This is a genomic window from Pseudomonas putida, assembly GCF_028682635.1.
GTDB classification, from domain to species: domain Bacteria; phylum Pseudomonadota; class Gammaproteobacteria; order Pseudomonadales; family Pseudomonadaceae; genus Aquipseudomonas; species Aquipseudomonas putida_AE.
The window spans coordinates 14795-33810 of sequence record NZ_JANHLK010000034.1 but is presented as its reverse complement, the minus strand read 5'-3'; the positions used below and the strand labels follow the sequence as shown (position 1 = coordinate 33810).

The window sequence follows — 19016 nt, the reverse complement described above, 5'->3', positions numbered from 1 at the left end:
ACACGGGAACGTGGTGTTTCAGGTAAAAAGCCGGTGGCCTTCCTGGGGTTGACCACCGGCGAGGTAAAGCTTAGATCCCGAAACGGTCGCGCAGCGAGTAGTACACCGCGCCCAGGGCGGTCAACGGCGCCGAGAAGGTGCGCCCGCCGATCATCGGCATGTGCGGCAGCGAGGCGAAGGCGTCGAAGCGTTCGGCGTCACCGCGGATCATTTCCGAAATCAGCTTGCCCGCCAGGTGCGAACAGGTGACGCCGTGGCCGCTGTAGCCCTGCATGTAGTAGGCGTTTTTCTCGATACGGCCGAATTGCGGCATGCGCGACATGGTCAGCAGGAAATTGCCGGTCCAGCGGTAGTCGATCTTCACGTCCTTCAACTGCGGGAAGGTCTTGAGGATTTTCGGGCGGATCAGTTGTTCGATGTCGTCCGGCTCACGGGCGCCGTAGACCACGCCGCCGCCGTAGAGCAGGCGGTTGTCGGCGGTCAGGCGGTAGTAGTCGAGCAGGTAGTTGCAGTCTTCGACGCAGTAGTTGTTCTTGATCAGGCTGCGGGCCTGCTTTTCCGACAACGGCTCGGTGACGACAATCTGCGAACCGCACGGCATGCTCTTGCTGGTCACGCGGTTGTCCAGGCCCTGCGGCAGGTAGGCGTTACCGGCGATCAGCAGGTACTTGGCCTTCACCACGCCTTTGGCGGTGCGTACGGTGATCGGCTCGCCGTAGGTGATTTCCACCGCCGCCGATTGCTCGTAGATCTTGCCGCCCAGGCCGATGATCGCCGAAGCCTCGCCCAGCGCCAGGTTCAGCGGGTGAATGTGCCCGCCCTGCATGTCCAGCAGGCCGCCGACGTAGGCGTCGGAACCGACTTCGCGCTTGATGTCATCCTTGCCGAGCATCGTCAGGTTCTTGTTGCCGTAGCGCTCCCAGCCCTTCTTCTGTTCGGCCAGGCCCTTGAGCTGCTTCTTGTTCATCGCGGCGAAGATACCGCCCGGACGGTAATCGCACTGGATGTCGTAGTGCTGTATGCGCTGACGGATGATGTCGGCGCCTTCGAAAATCATGCTGCCGAGGACTTCGGCGGTCTTGTCGCCGTAGCGCTCTTCGATGACATCGACGTCACGGCTATAAGAGTTGACCAGTTGGCCACCGTTGCGACCGCTGGCGCCGAAGCCGACTTTGGCGGCTTCGAGCACGGTGACGCTGTAGCCCGCTTCAGCGAGGAACAGTGCCGAGGACAGGCCGGTGTAACCGGCGCCGATCACGCAGACGTCGCAGTCCACCGCGCCCTCCAGCACCGGGAAATCGCCGGTGAAGTTGCGGGTGGCGGCGTAGTAGCTGTTTACATGTGCTTGTTTCATAAGTTTCTCCGATGGCCGCCGCAAAGAGCCGGCGACCGCCGCTTTATTGTTATTAGAGCTTGATCCAGGTCGCTTTCAGTTCGGTGTACTTGTCGAACGCATGCAGCGATTTGTCCCGGCCATTGCCCGACTGCTTGAACCCGCCGAACGGCGCGGTCATGTCGCCGCCGTCGTACTGGTTGACCCAGATGCTGCCGGCACGCAGGCCACGGGCGAAGGTGTGGGCCCTGCTCAGGTTGCTGGTCCACACACCGGCGGCCAGTCCGTAGATACTGTCGTTGGCGATCGCCAGGGCTTCTTCAGGGGTGTCGAAGGTGATCACCGACAACACCGGGCCGAAAATTTCTTCCTGGGCGATGGTCATGGCGTTGGTCACGCCGTCAAAAATCGCCGGCTCGACGTAGAGGCCGCCGGTGTCTTCGAGGGTGCGGCTGCCGCCCGCGATCAACCGGGCGCCCTGCTCCTTGCCGATGTCGATGTAGCGCAGCACGTTGTCCAGTTGACGCTGGTCCACCACCGCGCCGACGGTGGTCGCAGGATCGAGCGCGTGCCCCGGTTTCCAGCCTTGCAGGGCTTCCACCAGCAGCGGGATGAACTGCTCGCGGATGGAGCGCTCCACCAGCAGACGCGACCCGGCGGTGCAGACCTCGCCCTGGTTGAAGGCAATGGCCCCGGCGGCGGCCTGCGCGGCGGCGCGCAAGTCCGGCGCATCGGCGAACACCACGTTGGCGCTCTTGCCACCGGCTTCAGCCCAGACGCGCTTCATGTTGCTTTGCCCGGCATAGATCATCAGTTGCTTGGCAATCGCCGTGGAGCCGGTGAAGGCCAGCACGTCGACGTCCATGTGCAACGCCAGCGCCTTGCCGACGGTGTGGCCGAAGCCCGGCAGCACGTTGAACACGCCTTTGGGGATGCCCGCATCCAGCGCCAGCTGCGCGATGCGAATGGCTGTCAGCGGCGACTTTTCCGAAGGCTTGAGGATGAACGAGTTGCCCATCGCCAGGGCCGGGGCGAATTTCCAGCTGGCCATGATCAGCGGGAAGTTCCACGGCACGATGGCCGCTACTACGCCGGCCGCTTCGCGCGTCACCAGGCCCAGTTGGTCGTGGGGGGTGGCGGCCACTTCGTCGTAGATCTTGTCGATGGCTTCGGCGGTCCAGCGGATCGCATTGGCGGTGGCCGGAATGTCGATGGCCAGCGAATCGCCGATCGGCTTGCCCATGTCGAGGGTTTCGAGCAGCGCCAGTTCTTCCTGGTTGGCCAGGATCAGGTCGGCGAAGCGGATCAGGATGCGCTTGCGCTCGGCCGGGGCCAGCCCGGACCAGACGCCGGATTCGAAGGTGCGGCGGGCGACGGCGACGGTCAGGTTGGCATCGACGTCGTCGGTGCTGGCAACGTTGGCCAGGAAACGGCCGTCTACCGGGCTGATGCATTCGAACGTCGCGCCGCTGGCGGCTGCGCAGTATTGGCCGTCAATGAAGGCACGGCTTTCGATTGTCAGGGACTGGAAGCGTTGCTCCCAGTCGCTGCGAGTAGTTGTCATGGTTGTGACTCGACGCAGGGGAATAGGTGATCGTCAGGCCGACGCCCGCCAATTCAAATTTGAAATGCGATCCCTGTGGGAGCGGGCTTGCTCGCGAAGGCGCCGGCACATCCAATATTGATGTCGCCTGACACTCCGCTTTCGCGAGCAAGCCCGCTCCCACATTTGATCGTGTTGAACCGACTAATCAGACGGTATGCAAGTACCAGTTGTACTCAAGGTCGGAGATGGAGTTCTCGAACTCGGCCAGCTCGCTTTCCTTGCACGCCACGAACACGTCGATGTACATCGGGTCGATGTACTTGGCCATGACTTCGCTGTCGTCCAGCTCGCGCAGGGCATCGCGCAGGTTGTTCGGCAGGCTCTGCTCGTTCTGCTCGTAGCTGTTGCCTTCCACCGGGGCGCCCGGCTCGATCTGGTTGGTCAGGCCGTGGTGCACGCCGGCCAATACCGAAGCCATCAACAGGTACGGGTTGGCGTCGGCACCGGCCACGCGGTGTTCGATGCGCACGGCATCCGGTGAACCGGTTGGCACGCGGACCGCCACGGTACGGTTGTCGACGCCCCAGCTCGGCGAGTTCGGCACGTAGAACTGCGCACCGAAGCGACGGTAGGAGTTGACGTTCGGGCAGAGGAACGCCATCTGCGCCGGCAGGGTCTCGAGCACACCGCCGATCGCGTGACGCAGCGCGGCGTTCTGCTCGGGATCCTCGCTGGCAAAGATGTTGTTGCCTTCCTTGTCGAGAATCGAAATGTGCACGTGCAGACCGTTACCCGCCTGGCCCGGATACGGCTTGGCCATGAAGGTGGTGTCCATCTCGTGGTCGTAGGCGATGTTTTTCACCAGACGCTTGAGCAGGACCGCGTAGTCGCAAGCCTTTATAGGGTCGGCCACGTGGTGCAAGTTGACTTCGAACTGCGCCGGGGCGCTTTCCTTGACGATGGCGTCAGCCGGGATGCCCTGCTCTTTCGCGCCTTCGAGGATGTCTTGCAGGCAGTCGACGTACTCGTCGAGGTCGTCGATCAGGTACACCTGGGTCGACATCGGACGCTTGCCGGACACCGGCGAACGTGGCGACTGCGGACGACCGTTCACGTTGTCCTGGTCGATCAGGTAGAACTCCAGTTCGAACGCGGCGCAGATGGTCAGGCCCATCTCGTCGAACTTGCGCACCACGTTGGCCAGGACTTCCCGCGGGTCGGCGAAGAATGGCTGGCCTTCGAGTTCGTGCATGGTCATCAGCAGTTGCGCGGTTGGGCGCTTCTGCCATGGCTCGATGCTCAGGGTGCCGGGGATCGGGTAGCAGATCCGGTCGGAGTCGCCGATGTCCAGACCCAGGCCGGTGCTTTCCACCGTGGAGCCATTGATGTCCAGGGCAAACAGGGACGCCGGCAGGTTGATGCCTTTCTCGTAAACCTTATGAAGACTGGTGCGTTCGATGCGCTTACCGCGCACCACACCGTTCATATCCGCAATCAGAAGGTCGACGTACAAAACCTCAGGATATTTCTTAAGGAATGCGTTTGCTTCGTTGAGTTGAACGGTACGCAGAGGGACCGACATGATGCACCTATTTTTTACTGTTAATTATTATGTTCACCGCCCTTTCACGTAGCCAGTCAATCCGAAAGACAAAGTGAAGTCAATAGCGAACACCTTGCCTTTAAACGTTTATTTTCGGGCCTCTCAGAGGCACGAGAGTGCCAGATCATCCCTGGAACACGCGTAAATCCTCAGCTTCGGACGTGCGGCGTTTAGAATTTTTTACATGAGAGTTGTTAATTAAAATCAACAAGGCTAAGCTCCGGAAAAGCTCGTTCAAGTGTGAAACTTCGAGGTGATAAAAATGGCATTCAAGCCATTGATCGGCGTTACTGCATGCGTCAAACAGATTGGCCTGCACCCCTACCATGTCAGCGGCGACAAGTACTTGCGTGCTGTCAGCGTTGCGGCACTGGGGCTGCCTGTCGTCATTCCTTCCCTGGGCGAACTGACCGAAATCGAGGACCTGCTACCGCAGCTCGATGGTCTGTTGCTGACCGGCTCGCCATCGAATGTGGAACCCTTCCACTATCAAGGCCCCGACAGCGCTCCCGGCACGGAACACGATCCCCAGCGGGATCGCACCACCCTTCCCCTGATTCGCGCAGCCATTGCCGCTGGCGTTCCCGTGCTCGGCATCTGCCGCGGCTTCCAGGAGATGAACGTGGCGTTCGGTGGCAGCCTGCATCAGAAGGTCCATGAACTTCCCGGCTTCCTCGATCATCGCGAGGCCAACCATCCCGACCTGGCGGTGCAATACGCACCGGCCCATGCCGTCGATGTGCAACCGGGCGGTGTGTTCCAGGCGCTGGATCTGCCGCCGGTGTTCCAGGTCAATTCGATTCACAGCCAAGGGATCGACCGACTCGCTCCCGGCCTGCGCGCCGAAGCACTCGCGCCGGATGGCTTGATCGAAGCGGTCTCGGTGGAGAACAGCAAGGCATTTGCCCTCGGTGTGCAATGGCACCCGGAATGGCAGGTGCTGGACAACCCGCCGTATCTGAAGATCTTCCAGGCGTTTGGCGACGCGTGCCGGCAACGGGCGGCGCTGCGTAACTCACGCTGACGCCATAAACGATCAAACCATTTACTGCCCCCGCGAGCGGGCAGGCGGGCTTTTGCGCGCCTCTCGCCCGCGAAAACAACACACTGCAATAACAACAAGCACTACCAGGCAGCCAGGACGGCGGCGCCGAATTAACCCGAGTGGAATGCCCGTCAGGCATGCGCAATACCTTGTAGGAGCTGGCTTGCCAGCGAAGAGGCCCTTTCAGCCGACATCATCGTTGACTGCAAGGCCGCCTTCGCTGGCAAGCCAGCTCCTACAGAGACCGCGTCCTGATTGGCGCCTTACTGCAAGGGTTTGCAATCAACTATTAAGTCAGGCCGCGTTGGCCCGACGACTGAAACCTGTTGGGAGTTTCACATGGCAAACGCCTCCAGCATCTACAGGAAGGCTCTTGAGGGTCACCAGGCACCGAAAAAGGTGTTGGTGAAAGTCGACCGCGTCACCAAGAAATTCGACGAGACCACCGCCGTGGACGATGTGTCCCTGGAAATCCATCAGGGCGAGATCTTTGCCCTGCTCGGTGGTTCCGGTTCCGGCAAATCGACGCTGCTGCGCATGCTCGCCGGCTTCGAGCGCCCGACCGAAGGCCGGATCCTGCTCGACGGCGTCGACATCACCGACATGCCGCCCTACGAGCGGCCGATCAACATGATGTTCCAGTCCTACGCCCTGTTCCCGCACATGACGGTGGCGCAGAACATCGCCTTCGGCCTCAAGCAGGATCGTTTGCCCGCCGCTGAAATCGACGCCCGTGTGGAAGAAATGCTGCGCCTGGTGCACATGACCCAGTACGCCAAGCGCAAACCCCATCAGTTGTCCGGCGGCCAGCGTCAGCGCGTGGCGTTGGCCCGCTCCCTGGCCAAGCGTCCGAAGCTGCTGTTGCTCGACGAACCCATGGGCGCGCTGGATAAAAAGCTGCGCTCGCAGATGCAGCTGGAGCTGGTCGAGATCATCGAGCGCGTCGGCGTGACCTGCGTCATGGTGACTCACGACCAGGAAGAAGCCATGACCATGGCCCAGCGCATCGCGATCATGCACCTGGGCTGGATCGCCCAGATCGGCAGCCCGGTGGACATCTATGAAGCGCCGGTCAGTCGCATGGTCTGCGAATTCATCGGCAACGTGAACGCCTTCGAAGGCACCGTGGTGGAAGACCTGGAAGGCCACGCGATCATTCACAGCGCGGACCTGGAGCAGAAGATCTACGTCGGCCATGGCGTCAGTACGTCAGTGCAGGACAAGTCGATCACCTACGCCATCCGCCCGGAAAAACTGCTGGTCAGCACCACCCAGCCGGACGCCCGCTACAACTGGTCCAGCGGCAAGGTGCATGACATCGCCTACCTCGGCGGCCACTCGGTGTTCTACGTCAAGTTGCCGGGCGGCAAGGTCGTGCAATCGTTCATGGCCAACGCCGAACGCCGTGGTGCGCGTCCGACCTGGGACGATCAGGTCTACGTGTGGTGGGAAGACGATAGCGGCGTGGTACTGCGCGCATGAAAACCTTCAATCAGCAATTGCTGCGCCTGGTGCCCAGCGGACGAAAACTGGTCATCGGCATTCCGTTCCTGTGGCTGTGCCTGTTCTTCCTGTTGCCGTTCTTCCTGGTGATGAAGATCAGCTTCTCGGAAGCGGCCCTGGCCATTCCGCCCTACTCGGAGATCTACACCTACGCCGAGCAGAAATTCAACCTGTTGCTCAACATCGGCAACTACACCTTGCTGGGCGAAGACGAGTTGTACCTGTCGGCTTACCTCGGTTCGTTGAAGGTTGCATTGCTCAGCACGCTGATGTGCCTGGTGATCGGTTTTCCGATGGCCTACGCCATCACCAAGACCAGCAAGGAAGCGCAAAACGTCCTGCTGCTGTTGATCATGATGCCGACCTGGACCGCAATCCTGATCCGCGTTTACGCGTGGATGGGCATTCTCAGCAACAACGGCTTGCTCAATGGTTTCCTGATGTGGACCGGGCTGACTTCGCACCCGATCGAGATCCTCAACACCAACACCGCTGTTTATATCGGCGTGGTCTATGCGTATCTGCCGTTCATGGTGCTGCCGCTGTACGCCAACCTGGTCAAGCACGATGGCAGCCTGCTGGAAGCCGCGTCCGACCTGGGCTCGAGCAACTTCAACAACTTCTGGAAAATCACCGTGCCGCTGGCCAAGAACGGCATCATCGCAGGCTGCATGCTGGTGTTTATTCCGGTGGTGGGTGAGTTCGTGATTCCGGAGCTGTTGGGCGGTCCCGAGACCCTGATGATCGGCCGCGTGCTGTGGCAGGAGTTCTTCAACAACCGCGACTGGCCGGTGGCGTCCGCCCTGGCGGTGGTGATGCTGTTGATCCTGATTGTGCCGATCCTGCTGTTCAACCGCAGTCAAGCCAAAGAGATGGAGGCACGGGGATGAAACGCTTCGGATTTTCAAAGTTCATGCTGATTTTCGGCCTGTCGTTTATCTACCTGCCGATGCTGATCCTGGTGATCTACTCGTTCAACGCCTCGAAGCTGGTGACGGTGTGGGGTGGCTGGTCGTTCAAGTGGTACGCGGGCCTGCTCGACAACTCGCAACTGATGGGCTCGGTGCTGCGTTCCCTGGAGATCGCCTGCTACACCGCGATTGCCGCCGTCGCACTGGGCACGCTGGCCGCGTTCGTGCTGACGCGCGTCACCCGCTTCAAGGGCCGCACGCTGTTCGGCGGCCTGGTCACCGCGCCGCTGGTGATGCCGGAAGTGATCACCGGTCTGTCGCTGTTGCTGCTGTTCGTGGCCATGGCGCAGATGATTGGCTGGCCGATGGAGCGTGGCATCGTCACGATCTGGATCGCCCACACCACGTTTTGTGCCGCCTACGTTGCGGTGGTAGTCTCCGCCCGCCTTCGCGAGCTGGACCTGTCCATCGAAGAAGCGGCCATGGACCTGGGTGCCAAGCCGTTCAAGGTATTTTTCCTGATCACCATCCCGATGATCGCGCCATCACTGGCGGCCGGCGGCATGATGTCGTTCGCCCTGTCGCTGGATGACCTGGTGCTGGCGAGCTTCGTCTCGGGCCCGGGCTCCACCACCCTGCCGATGGAAGTGTTCTCGGCGGTGCGCCTGGGCGTGAAACCGGAGATCAACGCCGTGGCCAGCCTGATCCTGTTGGCCGTGTCGATCGTGACCTTCATGGTCTGGTACTTCAGCCGCCGTGCCGAAGCCAGCCGCAAGCGAGCGATCCAGGAAGCGATGGACCAGACGGCGAGCGAATCCTGGCAACAACCTAAGAAGCAAATGGTAGAAGCGACGGCCTAGGCCGTCGCGTTTCACAGATTTTGCGTTTGAATAAAAAGAATGGAGTTGTACCGATGAAAATGTTTGGCAGGACTCTGCTGACACTGTCCTTATTGGGCGCGATCGCCTCGGGCGCCCAGGCCAATGACAAGGTTCTGCGCGTCTATAACTGGTCGGATTACATTGCCCCGGACACCGTCAGGAAGTTCGAAGACGAGACCGGGATCCGCGTGACCTACGATGTGTTCGACAGCAACGAAACCCTGGAGGCCCGCCTGCTGGCGGGCAAGTCCGGCTACGACCTGGTCGTGCCGTCCAACAGCTTCCTGGCCAAGCAGATCAAGGCCGGGGTCTACCAGGAACTGGACAAGTCGAAGCTGCCGAACTGGAAAAACCTCAATCCGGTGCTGCTGAAAAACGCCTCCGCCAGCGACCCGGATAACGCCCACGCCTTCCCGTACATGTGGGGCTCGATCGGCATCGGCTTCAACCCGCAGAAGGTCAAGGAAGTGCTCGGCGCCAACGCCCCGACCAACTCCTGGGACCTGCTGTTCAAGCCGGAAAACGCGGAAAAGCTCAAGGCCTGCGGCATCAGTTTCCTCGATTCGCCCACCGAGATGATCCCGGCCGCCCTGCACTACCTGGGCTACCCGGTGAACGATCAGGACAAGGCGCACATCGCCGAAGCCGAAGCGCTGTTCATGAAAATCCGCCCGTCGGTGGCGTATTTCCATTCCTCGAAGTACATCTCGGACCTGGCCAACGGCAACATCTGCGTGGCCGTCGGTTATTCCGGCGACGTGCTGCAGGCCAAGGCCCGCGCCGAGGAAGCCGGGAACAAGGTGAAGATCGACTACAGCATCCCGAAGGAAGGTGCCGGCAGTTTCTACGACATGGTCGCCATCCCGCGCGATGCCGCCAACGTCGACAACGCCTACCAGTTCATGAACTTCCTGATGCGCCCGGACATCATTGCCGAGATCACCAACAACATCGGCTACAGCAACGCCAACTCGGCGGCGACGCCGTTGGTGGATGAGGCGATTCGCAACGAACCGGGCTCGTATCCGCCGGAAGCGGTGATGGCGACCTTGTATGCCGTTCCTGACCAGCCGATTGCGGTGCAGCGGATCATGACCCGGGGTTGGACCAAGGTGAAGTTGGGTAAGTAATTCTGCTCTGGTAGGAGCTGCCGCAGGCTGCGATCTTTTGATCTTTGCTTTTTCAAGATCAAGATCAAAAGATCGCAGCCTGCGGCAGCTCCTACAGGGGGTTGCGTACATTTTTTATATTCATGCAGCGCCTTACCACCGCTGCATCCCTCACCTGGCTCCTCGGTTAAGGTGAAGTTTGGCGCCCTCGGGCGCCTTTTTTGTTTTGGCTCAGGCACCGCTCAACGGCCACTGGGCCAATGGCCGATAGCGGCCCTTGTGGGATTCGAACAAGGTGAAGCGCTCGGCACGCAGGAAAAATTCGGGTGGCGTAGCGGACTCCGGCACCGGCGCCCGGTAGTCACGTGCCAGGGTCAAATGCGGGCGAAATTCCCGGGGGGCATCTTCCAGGCCAAACGGCAACAAGGCCTGCTCCAGGTCATACACCAGCCGTAACAACGCCGGCGATGCCTGTTCGGGTGCCAGCACCAGGACCCCTGCCCTGCGCCAGACATCCAGGCGATCCAGCTCCACGGTCAGGCGTTCCCCCGGCGTGCGCACAGACGCGGCTGCGCTGCAGATGTCGGCAATCTGCGCGATCTCCACCGCCCCGAGAAACTTCAGGGTCAGGTGAAAATTTTCCACCGGCACCGGGCGCCCGCTACGCAGTTGCAAGGCACTGCGCCATTGGCCGATGGCCTTGCGCAGTGCGGGTGCGCAGTCCAGCGCGAAAAACAGCCGTTTGAAAGGTTCGTGGATGTCGTCATTCATGCGGGGTCTCTCGTTTCTGGCGTCTGCCGGCATGCCAGTTATAGTTGATGCAAGCGAAATCAACCGGAGGCAAGTATGCGCCAGATCCTCAGCAAGGAACCTTGGTGGGCCGCGCCGCCAGAGCCAGGCCAGGACGAAATGGAATTGGATTGGGGCTGGCTGGTGCATTACAGCGAAGGCGAGCCGCGTTTCGAGTTCATCCGCGAGCGCCCGAGCGATCACGAAATCCGCAACCGCAAGAGCTGCCGGATCACCCCTGCGGCGGAGTGATCCTTTGATGTCGGTTCAAGCCTTCACGATCATTTCAAACCCGCCGAAAATCATCCTTTGACCATCGAACGGCATCGGATTGACGTCCGGTTGCACCCGCGGATCGGTCATCAGTTTCGCCATCCCGGCGTCACGGGTGGGTTTGTCCGGCCAGACGATCCAGGAAAACACCACGGTTTCATCCTCCTTGAGTTTCACCGCCATGGGAAAAGAGGTCACCTTGCCGTCGGGGACGTCGTCGCCCCAGCACTCGGCGAGGCTGAGCGCGCCGTTCTCGATGAAAATGGCGGCGGCCATGTCGGCGTGCTGCCTGAATTTTTCGCGGTTGGCGGTGGGTACGGCAATGACAAAGCCATCAACATAAGACATGAGCGTTCTCCTTGGATCATGGGTTGAGCTGCTGGTTAGTCGACTGGGTCGGACTCCAATCGACAGATCCCGCATCCTGACCGACCGACGGTTGCGCGCTCTGCGCCAGGTTCCCTTCTATCTGTGAGGCCATGTACAGGGTGCTCGCCATGACACCGGTGGTCGGGTTCTGCAGCAGCTTGGTCCAGGCCTTGTCGAACGTGTTACCCAGGCTGCTGCGAATCAACGCTTCGCTGTCGGGCCGGTCGTTGGCCTGGATGATCGCCCGCACGCCCGCAACGCCAACAGAGATCAACGCACCGGCGAGTTTCCCGGCGGCCGCCGCTACCGCACTGGCCGCCCCGCGCGGAGCCATCTCGGCTTCAATGCGTTTACTGGCACGCTTGGCCACCGGTGCCATGGCGGTGTCGGTGGAGCCAACACCCTTGTCGCCACCGGCCTTGTGCACCTTGTCGACCAGCGCGGCGTACGCCGGCAACGTGGCCAACTGTTCAGTGTGCACCACCTGGAACAGCGAGGCGTCCCTGGCGGACGGCGGTCCGAGGGCAATCGCCGGAATTTTCCGCACGCGGCCATTGAGCTGGGCCATTGGCACGCCATGGCGCTGGGAAATCTTCTGCAGTTCTTCCTTGAGAATGTCCACGTAGAATGCCGCCGCCAGGGTGAGGATCGCGTCCGGGTCGACCTCGAGCGCCGCCGGGGCCAGCACTTTTTCCTGGTATTTCTCCAGCAGGTAGGCCGCCAGGCGTTTTTCCGAGGCATTTTGCTCGTCCCTGGAACTACTGATGGAGTACCAGCTGACCTTCATCGACAGCCATTCCTGGGTCCAGTAACTGCTGAACCAGGGAATGAAATTTTCTTCGGTCAACTGATAGACCCGCGTGCGCCAGTAATCCATGGCCCCGCGGGCGTAGATTTTTGCCTGATCGGTGGCCGATTGCGACGCATCGACAATCTCCCGGTCCACCTGCTGCCAGGTGCTGGGAGACACCATGATCTGCGGCACTTCCACCGGGGCAGGCGGGGCCGTGACGCATCCCGCCAACACCACCAGCACGGCGACGATCAGCGAACGCAGGTTCAAGATCGCGGTTTCCTGAAAATGTGAGCCGAACGGGAGGTTCGGCGCTCAGAGGCCCCTGGTTAAAGTATAGGTCTGATGGTGCTCTTGAGGCCGCCATCGCCAGCAGGCTGGCTCCCACAGTGGATCGGGGTGGAACACAAGTCTTGTGAACACCCATAACCCCTGTGGGAGCCAGCCTGCTGGCGATGGGGCCATCAAGGACACCAACAAATCCGGACCATCACTCCCATCGATATTCACCATCGCCACGATTGCCTTCCGCCCACCGATCGTCAGCGTAGGATCAATTCCAACCCAACACCAAACCCTGTAGCGGAGGGTCGAACCATGCTGATCCATCTCCTGACCTGCCTGGCCCTGACGGCCTTCACGTTGAGCGTATTCGGCTGGTTCTTACTCTCCGAGGAGCGCACGTCATGATCACCACCGTCACCCTGGCCGTGAGCTTCCCGGTATTCGGCACCAACTACTACTCGCAACAATTCGAGTCTCGTAAAGTATTGACCCTGATGTTCGACGAAAAATTCGAGGCGCTGCTGATTCCGGCAGCCGGTCATCACTTCAGCAATGAAGTGGTCGGGCTCAACGATCAGTTCCGCTTTCTCAACGATGTACTGGCTGAGCATTTGCTGGAGACCGAAGCCGTCTCTAGCGCCCGCCGGCATCAATACTCCTGAGCAACTGACCCAGGCCCTCTGCAAAACAGGTCGGCTTCTCCAACGAAAAATGTGCCAGCAAACGGCTGTTCTCGGCACGCGAATGCCGGATGTCACCGGATCGGGGCGCATCGTAGGTCAGCGCCAGCGGCCATCCCAGCAGTTCGCTCAGCATCGTCGCCAGATCGTTGACGCTGGTGGAGCGGTTGAACCCGACATTGACCGGTTCCATACGTGGTTTGGCTTCAGCGACCGCCTGTACCAGGATCTTGACCAGGTCATCGACGTAGACAAAATCCCTTGTTTGCTCTCCATCACCGAAAACCGTGATGGGGAGTTTTTTTTGCGCTCGCTCGCTGAAAATACTGATGACGCCGGAGTAAGGCGACGAAGGGTCCTGGCGCGGTCCGTAGATATTGAAAAAGCGCAGGATGACCGGCTCCAGTCCGTGCTGGCGACGATAGAAATCAAGGAAGTGTTCGCTGGCCAGCTTGTCGGCGGCATAGGGCGTCAGGGGATTTTTTGGCGTGTCTTCGCTGATCGCGGTGCCTTCGCCGTTGTTGCCGTAGATCGCCGCACTGGAGGCATAAACGACTCGCCTTACCCCCGCCTGGCGCATGGCTTCACAAATATTCAACGTACCGATGAAGTTGCTTTGGTGAGTGGCGATCGGATCGTCGACCGAGGCCTGCACCGAGGCCACCGCCGCCAGATGGACCACCGCGGTGCAGTCTTTCATCGCCCGCGCGACCGTCGGCGCGTCGGCGACGTCCCCCACAACCAACGTCAGATGGCATCGATCAATCGGCAGGTTGGATAATTTACCGCTGGAAAGATCGTCCAGGACTCGGACGCTGTAACCGTGTTCGAGCAGGGCTTCGACAAGGTGCGAGCCGATGAAGCCGGCGCCACCGGTGACCAGGATTCGCTCAGCAGTCATCATTATTGAGCCTCCGATACGCTGTTTTTGGTGTCGGGAGTTCGATCCATGGCGATGAACTCCCCTATTTGATCGATGAACTCACGGCTGTCACTGAGCAGTTGTGGCCAGTCAGTGGGGAAACGGACGTTCAACGGCAGTTGATCGATTCGCCAGCGCGGCGGCAGCGGCCGGTCGAACCGGGCGGCGACCTGCAAGCCCATTTCGCTGGCAGCGAACGGCCCGCGCAACACCGTCGGTGTACGGCCGGCGCTGTCGACCGCCTGGACCACGTGGGCGCTCAACCACTCGCCGTCCGGCATGCGCACCCGCAGCGGCTGGCCAATCGCGGCGTAGCTGATGTTCAACGGCTCCAGGTAGATCCACAGCAAGGGGTCTTCCAGGCGCTCGATGCGCATCAGCAAGGTGCCGGCACCGACGTTTTCGCCAGGATTGACCAGTACCTCGGCAATGCGTCCGCTTTGCGCGGCGTTGATCGGCAGCGCAGCCAGGCGGGTTTTCAGCCACTGTTGTTCAGCCTGTTGTTGAACGACATCGCGCTCAACGCTCAACGTCGGCTGATTGGCCAGTTGCTCACGGCGCTCGAACGCCAGCAGATCCGCCCTGAAACTGTCGAGCTCGGACTTCGCCGTCAGCACCTCGCCAGGCGACACCGCCCCTCTTGCAACCAGACTTTCAAGCACGCCCACCCTTTCCTGCGCCCTGCCGATGCGAGTCTTGAGCAACTGCCGTTCGTTGCCACCCAATTTGTTGTTGCGCGCAGGGCTGGTCTGGGTCGGCATGGCCGCCAGTTGCGATAACCGTGCTCGCCATTCCGGATTGTCGAGATTGACCAAAGGCTGGTCGGTCCGGACCTGATCACCGGCCTTGACGAACAATTGCTCGACCCGACCGGTATCGCGCGCGCGCACCTCGAGAATCGGCAGGCGCAACTGCGCCGGCGCGTCGATCATCAGCATGCCGTAGGCCAGCTTGCCCCCCAGCCAGATCAACGGGCTGGCGACCAGCAGCAGGATCAGATACCAGCGCACGCGAAAGGCCATGCGTTTGCCCGGCGCGTAGAGCACGGTCAAACCCTGTTCCTGTGTGGGACTCAATTCTTTACGACTATCGAAACGAATCTTCATGACGGCTCACCGTTTTGGAAAGTCTCGCCAGGCTTGCCAGTCAATGCCGGCAATCCCCAGGGGTTGCAGTTGTTCACGCCAGGCACTGCTCTGGTGTTGCAACTGCTCGGTCGACGCGCCGGCCCAGGACTCCGTGGCATCCAGTTGTGGCTCCGTGCTTTGGGCGAGGCGAAATTGCAGATCGGGCCAGCGCTGGGCGATCTGCTCTGCCATGCGTGCGCTGTTTTTCGGGTTGCGGGTATAAATCATCAGGCTGACCTGGCGCACGCCAGCATCGGGCAGCCCGCAGGGCACACAGGTTTGTCCGGGTTTGGGCTCGGCGAACCAGCGATGATGGCTGGAAATCTCGACCGGCCAGGGGCTCGCTCGGGAAGCCGCGCGCAAGGTGTCGAGCAAGTCCCGCAAACGCTGGTCAGGCACCGGTACGCCCAGCTGTTCGACTTCCAGGTCCAGGTGCAGGCTGCTGAATGAAAGCCCTTGGAATTTGCCCAGCAAATCGGTGAGCTGATGGCGTTCCTGCGGTTTCAACCATTCAGGATCGCCCAGCAGCAGACCCACTTGCAGACCCTGCCTGGCCGCGTCCTGCAGCAATTGCTCCAGGCGTTCGCGCGTGGTAGCCAGGTCCTTGACCTGTGCGCCCTTGAGGCCCAGGTAGATCTTTTCCATCCCGGCCTTGCGCAGCGCCGTCAGTTCAGCAGCACGCTGCCCTGGATCGAGCAACGCCTCGCTGTCCCACACATAGCTGGCCTGGGACCACTTTTGCGCTGGCGCCGCTTCAAGCGTCATGGGCTGTACCGCCAGCATCACAAAGGGCATCCAAAGCGTCACCGCCAGAAGTATCGATCGCATGTCAGAACCTCGTGGCGCGCTTGAGTACCCACCAGGGTGCCATCGAGCTTTCTTCATGGCCGCGACGGAACATCTCGTTAAGCATGGCCACGACGCTCCAGCACCGCAGGAGCAGCATGAACAGCGGGAAGAAAGGCACCAGCAAGCCCAGCACCATGTCTTGTCGGGGCCGGTCGGAGACCATCACCAACATGGCCAAGAACATCACCAGGGTGATTGTCAGGTACAGCAGGTAGATCAGCGCAAACAGAAACAACAGTGTCTTGCCCGGCAGAATGAACAGGGCCAGCAAGGTGTAGATGAAGATGATGAACGGCAGAACCAACTGAAAGAAGAAGCCCGTGAGCAGGATCATCAGGAAGGTGCGCCAGCCCAGTAACGTGGGGCTGATGTTGTGGTTGTGCTTTCGGATGTAGAGGAAAAACAGGTCGCCATCCCAGCGCAGGCGCTGCATCAGGAACTGGCTGAGCGTCGCCGGGGCATCGGTGTGCCCTACCGCTTCGGGCTCGAATGGAATCCTCAGGTCATGCCGCTTGAAGTAGCTCTTGATACGCAATGTCAGGTCCAGGTCTTCAGCGGTGTGGGTGTTCCAGCCACCGATTTTCACCAGGAAACTGCGGCGAAATGCGCCAAAGGCGCCGGAGACGTTGTTGACCAGGTTCCATTCCGCCAGGCCGATCTTCGACATGTGGATCGACAGCAGGTACTCCAGCGCCTGCATCGCCGTCACCCACGAGCCCCAGACATTGCGCACCCGCAGGCTGCCGGCGACCGCAGGTACCGAGGGGTCCTCGAAGTGCCGTACGATGGAGGCGACCATGTTGTTGTCGAAGGATGTATCACCATCGAGCGCCATGACGATTTCACCGCCGGCCAGCGACAGGCCGGCGTTGAGGGACGACACCCTTCCGCCCCGCTGCCATTTGGCGATCGGCCGTAAATGTCGCTTGGGGTACAACTGCGAGTCCACATTGAAACTGCGCACGGCGCTGAGCGTCGCCTGGTTGACCGTGGCGCCGTCCACCACCGGAATCATCTCGATGTGGCCGCCATAGGTTTGTTCGCACAGGCTCAACAGCGTGGTCTGGACGTCCATGCCTTCGCTGTAGCAGGTAATGATGCAAGAGACCTTCGGGCAATAAACACTGATCTTCGGCACGCTGGTGCGCCGACGGGTGAACCAGCGCAACACGCCCAGCATCACCATGATCATCATCGGCAACTCGAACATCAGGAACGCCGGAAATAGCATGTAGAACAGGCGGCTCATGCCATCCGGCCCCGCGAGCGCGCTGAGTGCGTTCAACAGTTGCTCGAGGAAAGGGCTCATGGGATATCACCCATCTCACCGGCCAGGCGCGCCAGTAACAGCTCGCCATCTTCCTGATCCAGTAGATCCTGGGGGGCGGTGATGCCGATGACACGCAAGGTAACGTCGCTGACCTCCGGCGCCGAAAACAATTCGGCGACCCGGCCCAGGCGCTGCTTGACGATTTCCAGGCCTTTCTCGTCGGTATGGGGAAGCATGATCCAGAAGAACTCTTCGGTACTGCGAGAACAGCGGTCCGTTTCCCTGACGGACTCCTTCAAGCGATCGGCCACGCTATCAACGAAGGCATGCCCGCGCTGTTCACCCAGGTGCGACAACGTACCGGCGAGGTTGACGAAGCGCAGGCCGATCAGGGAAAACTCAGGCACCGGATGGCGGCGCACTATCTGCATTTGCCAGGTCAGCAGATCATAAAAATTCTTGCCACCCAACAGATTGAGCTGACCGAAGTGCTGCACCGCTCTTTCACTGAACTCCTGCCGGCAACGGAAACGCCCGGCCTCGGACAGGCGGAAATCCCTGACTTCGCGTATGCGCAACTTGTCGGGCGTGTGCGACAGGCCGCAATCCAGGCAACGCGCCTGCACCTCGGCATCGACAAAAAACGCCTGGCACGAGCGACAGCGATAATTCTCCATCGGGCGGTCGTAATCACTTCCAATGTGGCGCAGCCGATTCAGGCAATTGGGGCACAGCAACACCCCATCTTTGAGAAATGACTCCTGCGCCCCGACATGACCACAGGTAAAACAGTGCAGTGACGGTTGCCGTGCGATGTCCAGGCTATGGCATTCGGTACACACATCGATGTAATTGAGCCGTCCCGAACCACAATCGGAACAGAGGCGGACGCGGTCGATCAGGACCCCCTCCTCCAGCCAGTCCTGCTGCACCATCAGGCTGAGCCAGACAAACGCGTTGACCTGCTCGCTATCGGCCAGCACGTCCAGCAATGGATAGCGATAGTGCTGAGGCACCTCCGGATCGCGCAGGGCGAGCACCTGGGCGCCGTCGCGCAACCACAGCCAGGAAAGCACGCGGCTTTCAAAACGTTCCGGTGCGGATCCATGATTGAACAACCCGAAGCGATCCTGCCATACGCCCCAGAGCCTTATGATTTCGCTGGTTTCCACAGGGCACGCGCCATCGCCCAAGGCTTCGCACCAGCCATCCTGATCACGACAGCAGTAGATGAGCGTGTAGCGGTAAGAGGGAAGTGAGCGCAGTTTGCGAAGGACTTTGCCGGCATACGCACCTGGCATGTCCAGCAGCATCACATCAAATGCATCGGCAGCCAGCAGGCTGCCCAAGTCGGTAAAGTGCTCAAGCGCTGGAAGATTCAGGCTCGGAACTCTATTACCGAATATCGCAACCCGAGGATTTGAAGTCGGCATGACGCACGTCCTCTACAATCAGACAAGTGCGGGTTAATTGGAGGTAGGAACACTAGCATCACATTTGCGAAACATGTGGATTATTATCAAGTTATTTTTTGACACGACCAGCGTCAAAAATTCATCACCACTCGTCGCCAAATCTTGACGCTGAATTGATATTGGAGAAATCCATAGAAATCAATAATCTTAACTACAATATATTCTTAAAATTCATATATTTACGATCACCATACAAAACTAAAAATTATTAATTATCATTAATAATTGGTGACCAACATTGATAGCCTCTGGC

Annotated in this window: 18 protein-coding genes; 7 read left to right on the top strand and 11 right to left on the bottom strand. The window is 60.2% G+C overall.

All coding sequences use genetic code 11. From position 1 onward, the window contains the following. Window positions 1-70 precede the first annotated feature (70 nt). The 3 genes from NPS56_RS27650 to NPS56_RS27640 all read right to left on the bottom strand — a co-directional run bounded on the left by NPS56_RS27650 (window position 71) and on the right by NPS56_RS27640 (window position 4461). Window positions 71-1354 carry an NAD(P)/FAD-dependent oxidoreductase gene (locus NPS56_RS27650; RefSeq protein ID WP_274077582.1) on the bottom strand — a complete coding sequence of 428 codons (1284 nt, stop codon included), beginning with the start codon at window positions 1352-1354 and terminating at the stop codon, window positions 71-73. Between the two features lie 52 nt (window positions 1355-1406). Further along, the gene (locus NPS56_RS27645) at window positions 1407-2897 is read right to left on the bottom strand and encodes an aldehyde dehydrogenase (protein WP_274077581.1); all 1491 of its coding nucleotides are present in this window, start codon (window positions 2895-2897) and stop codon (window positions 1407-1409) included. Window positions 2898-3084: 187 nt separating this feature from the next. Then, window positions 3085-4461 (bottom strand): glutamine synthetase family protein, encoded by a 1377-nt coding sequence (locus NPS56_RS27640; protein ID WP_274077580.1) that lies wholly within the window; start codon window positions 4459-4461, stop codon window positions 3085-3087. A gap of 283 nt (window positions 4462-4744) precedes the next feature. Between NPS56_RS27640 and NPS56_RS27635 the strand changes: the two genes are divergently transcribed. The 5 genes from NPS56_RS27635 (at window position 4745) to NPS56_RS27615 (ending at window position 9952) form a co-directional block, all read left to right on the top strand. Beyond that, a complete protein-coding gene (locus tag NPS56_RS27635; RefSeq protein ID WP_274077579.1) occupies window positions 4745-5506 on the top strand; it encodes a gamma-glutamyl-gamma-aminobutyrate hydrolase family protein in 762 nt (253 codons plus the stop codon). Window positions 5507-5866: 360 nt separating this feature from the next. Then, the gene (gene potA, locus NPS56_RS27630; protein WP_274077578.1) at window positions 5867-7009 is read left to right on the top strand and encodes a polyamine ABC transporter ATP-binding protein; all 1143 of its coding nucleotides are present in this window, start codon (window positions 5867-5869) and stop codon (window positions 7007-7009) included. A gap of 29 nt (window positions 7010-7038) precedes the next feature. Beyond that, complete coding sequence (locus NPS56_RS27625; protein WP_274077601.1) at window positions 7039-7920, top strand: ABC transporter permease subunit; 882 nt, start codon at window positions 7039-7041, stop codon at window positions 7918-7920. After that, window positions 7917-8801 carry an ABC transporter permease subunit gene (locus NPS56_RS27620; protein ID WP_274077577.1) on the top strand — a complete coding sequence of 295 codons (885 nt, stop codon included), beginning with the start codon at window positions 7917-7919 and terminating at the stop codon, window positions 8799-8801. Before NPS56_RS27625 ends, NPS56_RS27620 begins: the two co-directional genes overlap by 4 nt. Window positions 8802-8854: 53 nt before the next feature. Further along, a complete protein-coding gene (locus tag NPS56_RS27615) occupies window positions 8855-9952 on the top strand; it encodes a polyamine ABC transporter substrate-binding protein (RefSeq protein ID WP_274077576.1) in 1098 nt (365 codons plus the stop codon). A 210-nt stretch (window positions 9953-10162) separates the two neighbouring features. On the opposite strand, the gene thpR is transcribed toward NPS56_RS27615, so the two are convergent. Next, window positions 10163-10702, bottom strand: coding sequence for an RNA 2',3'-cyclic phosphodiesterase (gene thpR / locus NPS56_RS27610; protein ID WP_274077575.1), 540 nt, complete (start codon window positions 10700-10702; stop codon window positions 10163-10165). Between the two features lie 75 nt (window positions 10703-10777). On the opposite strand from thpR, the gene NPS56_RS27605 reads away from it, so the two are divergent. Further along, window positions 10778-10972, top strand: a complete 195-nt coding sequence (locus NPS56_RS27605; protein WP_274077574.1) for a hypothetical protein — start codon at window positions 10778-10780, stop codon at window positions 10970-10972. Between the two features lie 15 nt (window positions 10973-10987). Here NPS56_RS27605 and NPS56_RS27600 read toward each other — a convergent pair whose 3' ends face one another. Next, the gene (locus NPS56_RS27600) at window positions 10988-11341 is read right to left on the bottom strand and encodes a DUF1428 domain-containing protein (protein WP_274077573.1); all 354 of its coding nucleotides are present in this window, start codon (window positions 11339-11341) and stop codon (window positions 10988-10990) included. A gap of 16 nt (window positions 11342-11357) precedes the next feature. Beyond that, on the bottom strand, window positions 11358-12425 hold the full coding sequence (locus NPS56_RS27595) for a hypothetical protein (RefSeq protein WP_274077572.1): 1068 nt from the start codon (window positions 12423-12425) through the stop codon (window positions 11358-11360). Between the two features lie 416 nt (window positions 12426-12841). On the opposite strand from NPS56_RS27595, the gene NPS56_RS27590 reads away from it, so the two are divergent. Then, a complete protein-coding gene (locus tag NPS56_RS27590) occupies window positions 12842-13102 on the top strand; it encodes a hypothetical protein (RefSeq protein ID WP_274077571.1) in 261 nt (86 codons plus the stop codon). Here the strand turns inward: NPS56_RS27590 and NPS56_RS27585 are convergent. From NPS56_RS27585 to NPS56_RS27565, 5 genes are read right to left on the bottom strand one after another with little or no spacing between them, the layout of a single operon-like run. Continuing rightward, complete coding sequence (locus tag NPS56_RS27585) at window positions 13074-14021, bottom strand: NAD-dependent epimerase/dehydratase family protein (protein ID WP_274077600.1); 948 nt, start codon at window positions 14019-14021, stop codon at window positions 13074-13076. The two genes, NPS56_RS27590 and NPS56_RS27585, sit on opposite strands and share 29 nt — an antisense overlap. 2 nt (window positions 14022-14023) lie before the next feature. Then, a complete protein-coding gene (locus NPS56_RS27580) occupies window positions 14024-15148 on the bottom strand; it encodes an HlyD family secretion protein (RefSeq protein ID WP_274077570.1) in 1125 nt (374 codons plus the stop codon). A 6-nt stretch (window positions 15149-15154) separates the two neighbouring features. Further along, entirely contained in the window at window positions 15155-15997 is an 843-nt protein-coding gene (locus NPS56_RS27575; protein WP_274077569.1) for a hypothetical protein, read from the bottom strand. Window position 15998: 1 nt separating this feature from the next. Next, a complete protein-coding gene (locus NPS56_RS27570; protein ID WP_274077568.1) occupies window positions 15999-17327 on the bottom strand; it encodes a glycosyltransferase family 2 protein in 1329 nt (442 codons plus the stop codon). Further along, window positions 17324-18721, bottom strand: a complete 1398-nt coding sequence (locus NPS56_RS27565) for a diguanylate cyclase domain-containing protein (protein ID WP_274077567.1) — start codon at window positions 18719-18721, stop codon at window positions 17324-17326. The genes NPS56_RS27570 and NPS56_RS27565 overlap by 4 nt, the downstream gene beginning before the upstream one ends. Between the last annotated feature and the right edge of the window lie 295 nt (window positions 18722-19016).

Excerpts from the sequence above, each read along its gene's own strand:
- NPS56_RS27650 (WP_274077582.1), bottom strand. The coding sequence starts at position 1,354 with ATGAAACAAGCACATGTAAACAGCTACTACGCCGCCACCCGCAACTTC.
- NPS56_RS27645 (WP_274077581.1), bottom strand. The coding sequence starts at position 2,897 with ATGACAACTACTCGCAGCGACTGGGAGCAACGCTTCCAGTCCCTGACA.
- NPS56_RS27640 (WP_274077580.1), bottom strand. The coding sequence starts at position 4,461 with ATGTCGGTCCCTCTGCGTACCGTTCAACTCAACGAAGCAAACGCATTC.
- NPS56_RS27635 (WP_274077579.1), top strand. The coding sequence starts at position 4,745 with ATGGCATTCAAGCCATTGATCGGCGTTACTGCATGCGTCAAACAGATT.
- potA (WP_274077578.1), top strand. The coding sequence starts at position 5,867 with ATGGCAAACGCCTCCAGCATCTACAGGAAGGCTCTTGAGGGTCACCAG.
- NPS56_RS27620 (WP_274077577.1), top strand. The coding sequence starts at position 7,917 with ATGAAACGCTTCGGATTTTCAAAGTTCATGCTGATTTTCGGCCTGTCG.
- NPS56_RS27615 (WP_274077576.1), top strand. The coding sequence starts at position 8,855 with ATGAAAATGTTTGGCAGGACTCTGCTGACACTGTCCTTATTGGGCGCG.
- thpR (WP_274077575.1), bottom strand. The coding sequence starts at position 10,702 with ATGAATGACGACATCCACGAACCTTTCAAACGGCTGTTTTTCGCGCTG.
- NPS56_RS27605 (WP_274077574.1), top strand. The coding sequence starts at position 10,778 with ATGCGCCAGATCCTCAGCAAGGAACCTTGGTGGGCCGCGCCGCCAGAG.
- NPS56_RS27600 (WP_274077573.1), bottom strand. The coding sequence starts at position 11,341 with ATGTCTTATGTTGATGGCTTTGTCATTGCCGTACCCACCGCCAACCGC.
- NPS56_RS27590 (WP_274077571.1), top strand. The coding sequence starts at position 12,842 with ATGATCACCACCGTCACCCTGGCCGTGAGCTTCCCGGTATTCGGCACC.
- NPS56_RS27585 (WP_274077600.1), bottom strand. The coding sequence starts at position 14,021 with ATGACTGCTGAGCGAATCCTGGTCACCGGTGGCGCCGGCTTCATCGGC.
- NPS56_RS27580 (WP_274077570.1), bottom strand. The coding sequence starts at position 15,148 with ATGAAGATTCGTTTCGATAGTCGTAAAGAATTGAGTCCCACACAGGAA.
- NPS56_RS27575 (WP_274077569.1), bottom strand. The coding sequence starts at position 15,997 with ATGCGATCGATACTTCTGGCGGTGACGCTTTGGATGCCCTTTGTGATG.
- NPS56_RS27570 (WP_274077568.1), bottom strand. The coding sequence starts at position 17,327 with ATGAGCCCTTTCCTCGAGCAACTGTTGAACGCACTCAGCGCGCTCGCG.
- NPS56_RS27565 (WP_274077567.1), bottom strand. The coding sequence starts at position 18,721 with ATGCCGACTTCAAATCCTCGGGTTGCGATATTCGGTAATAGAGTTCCG.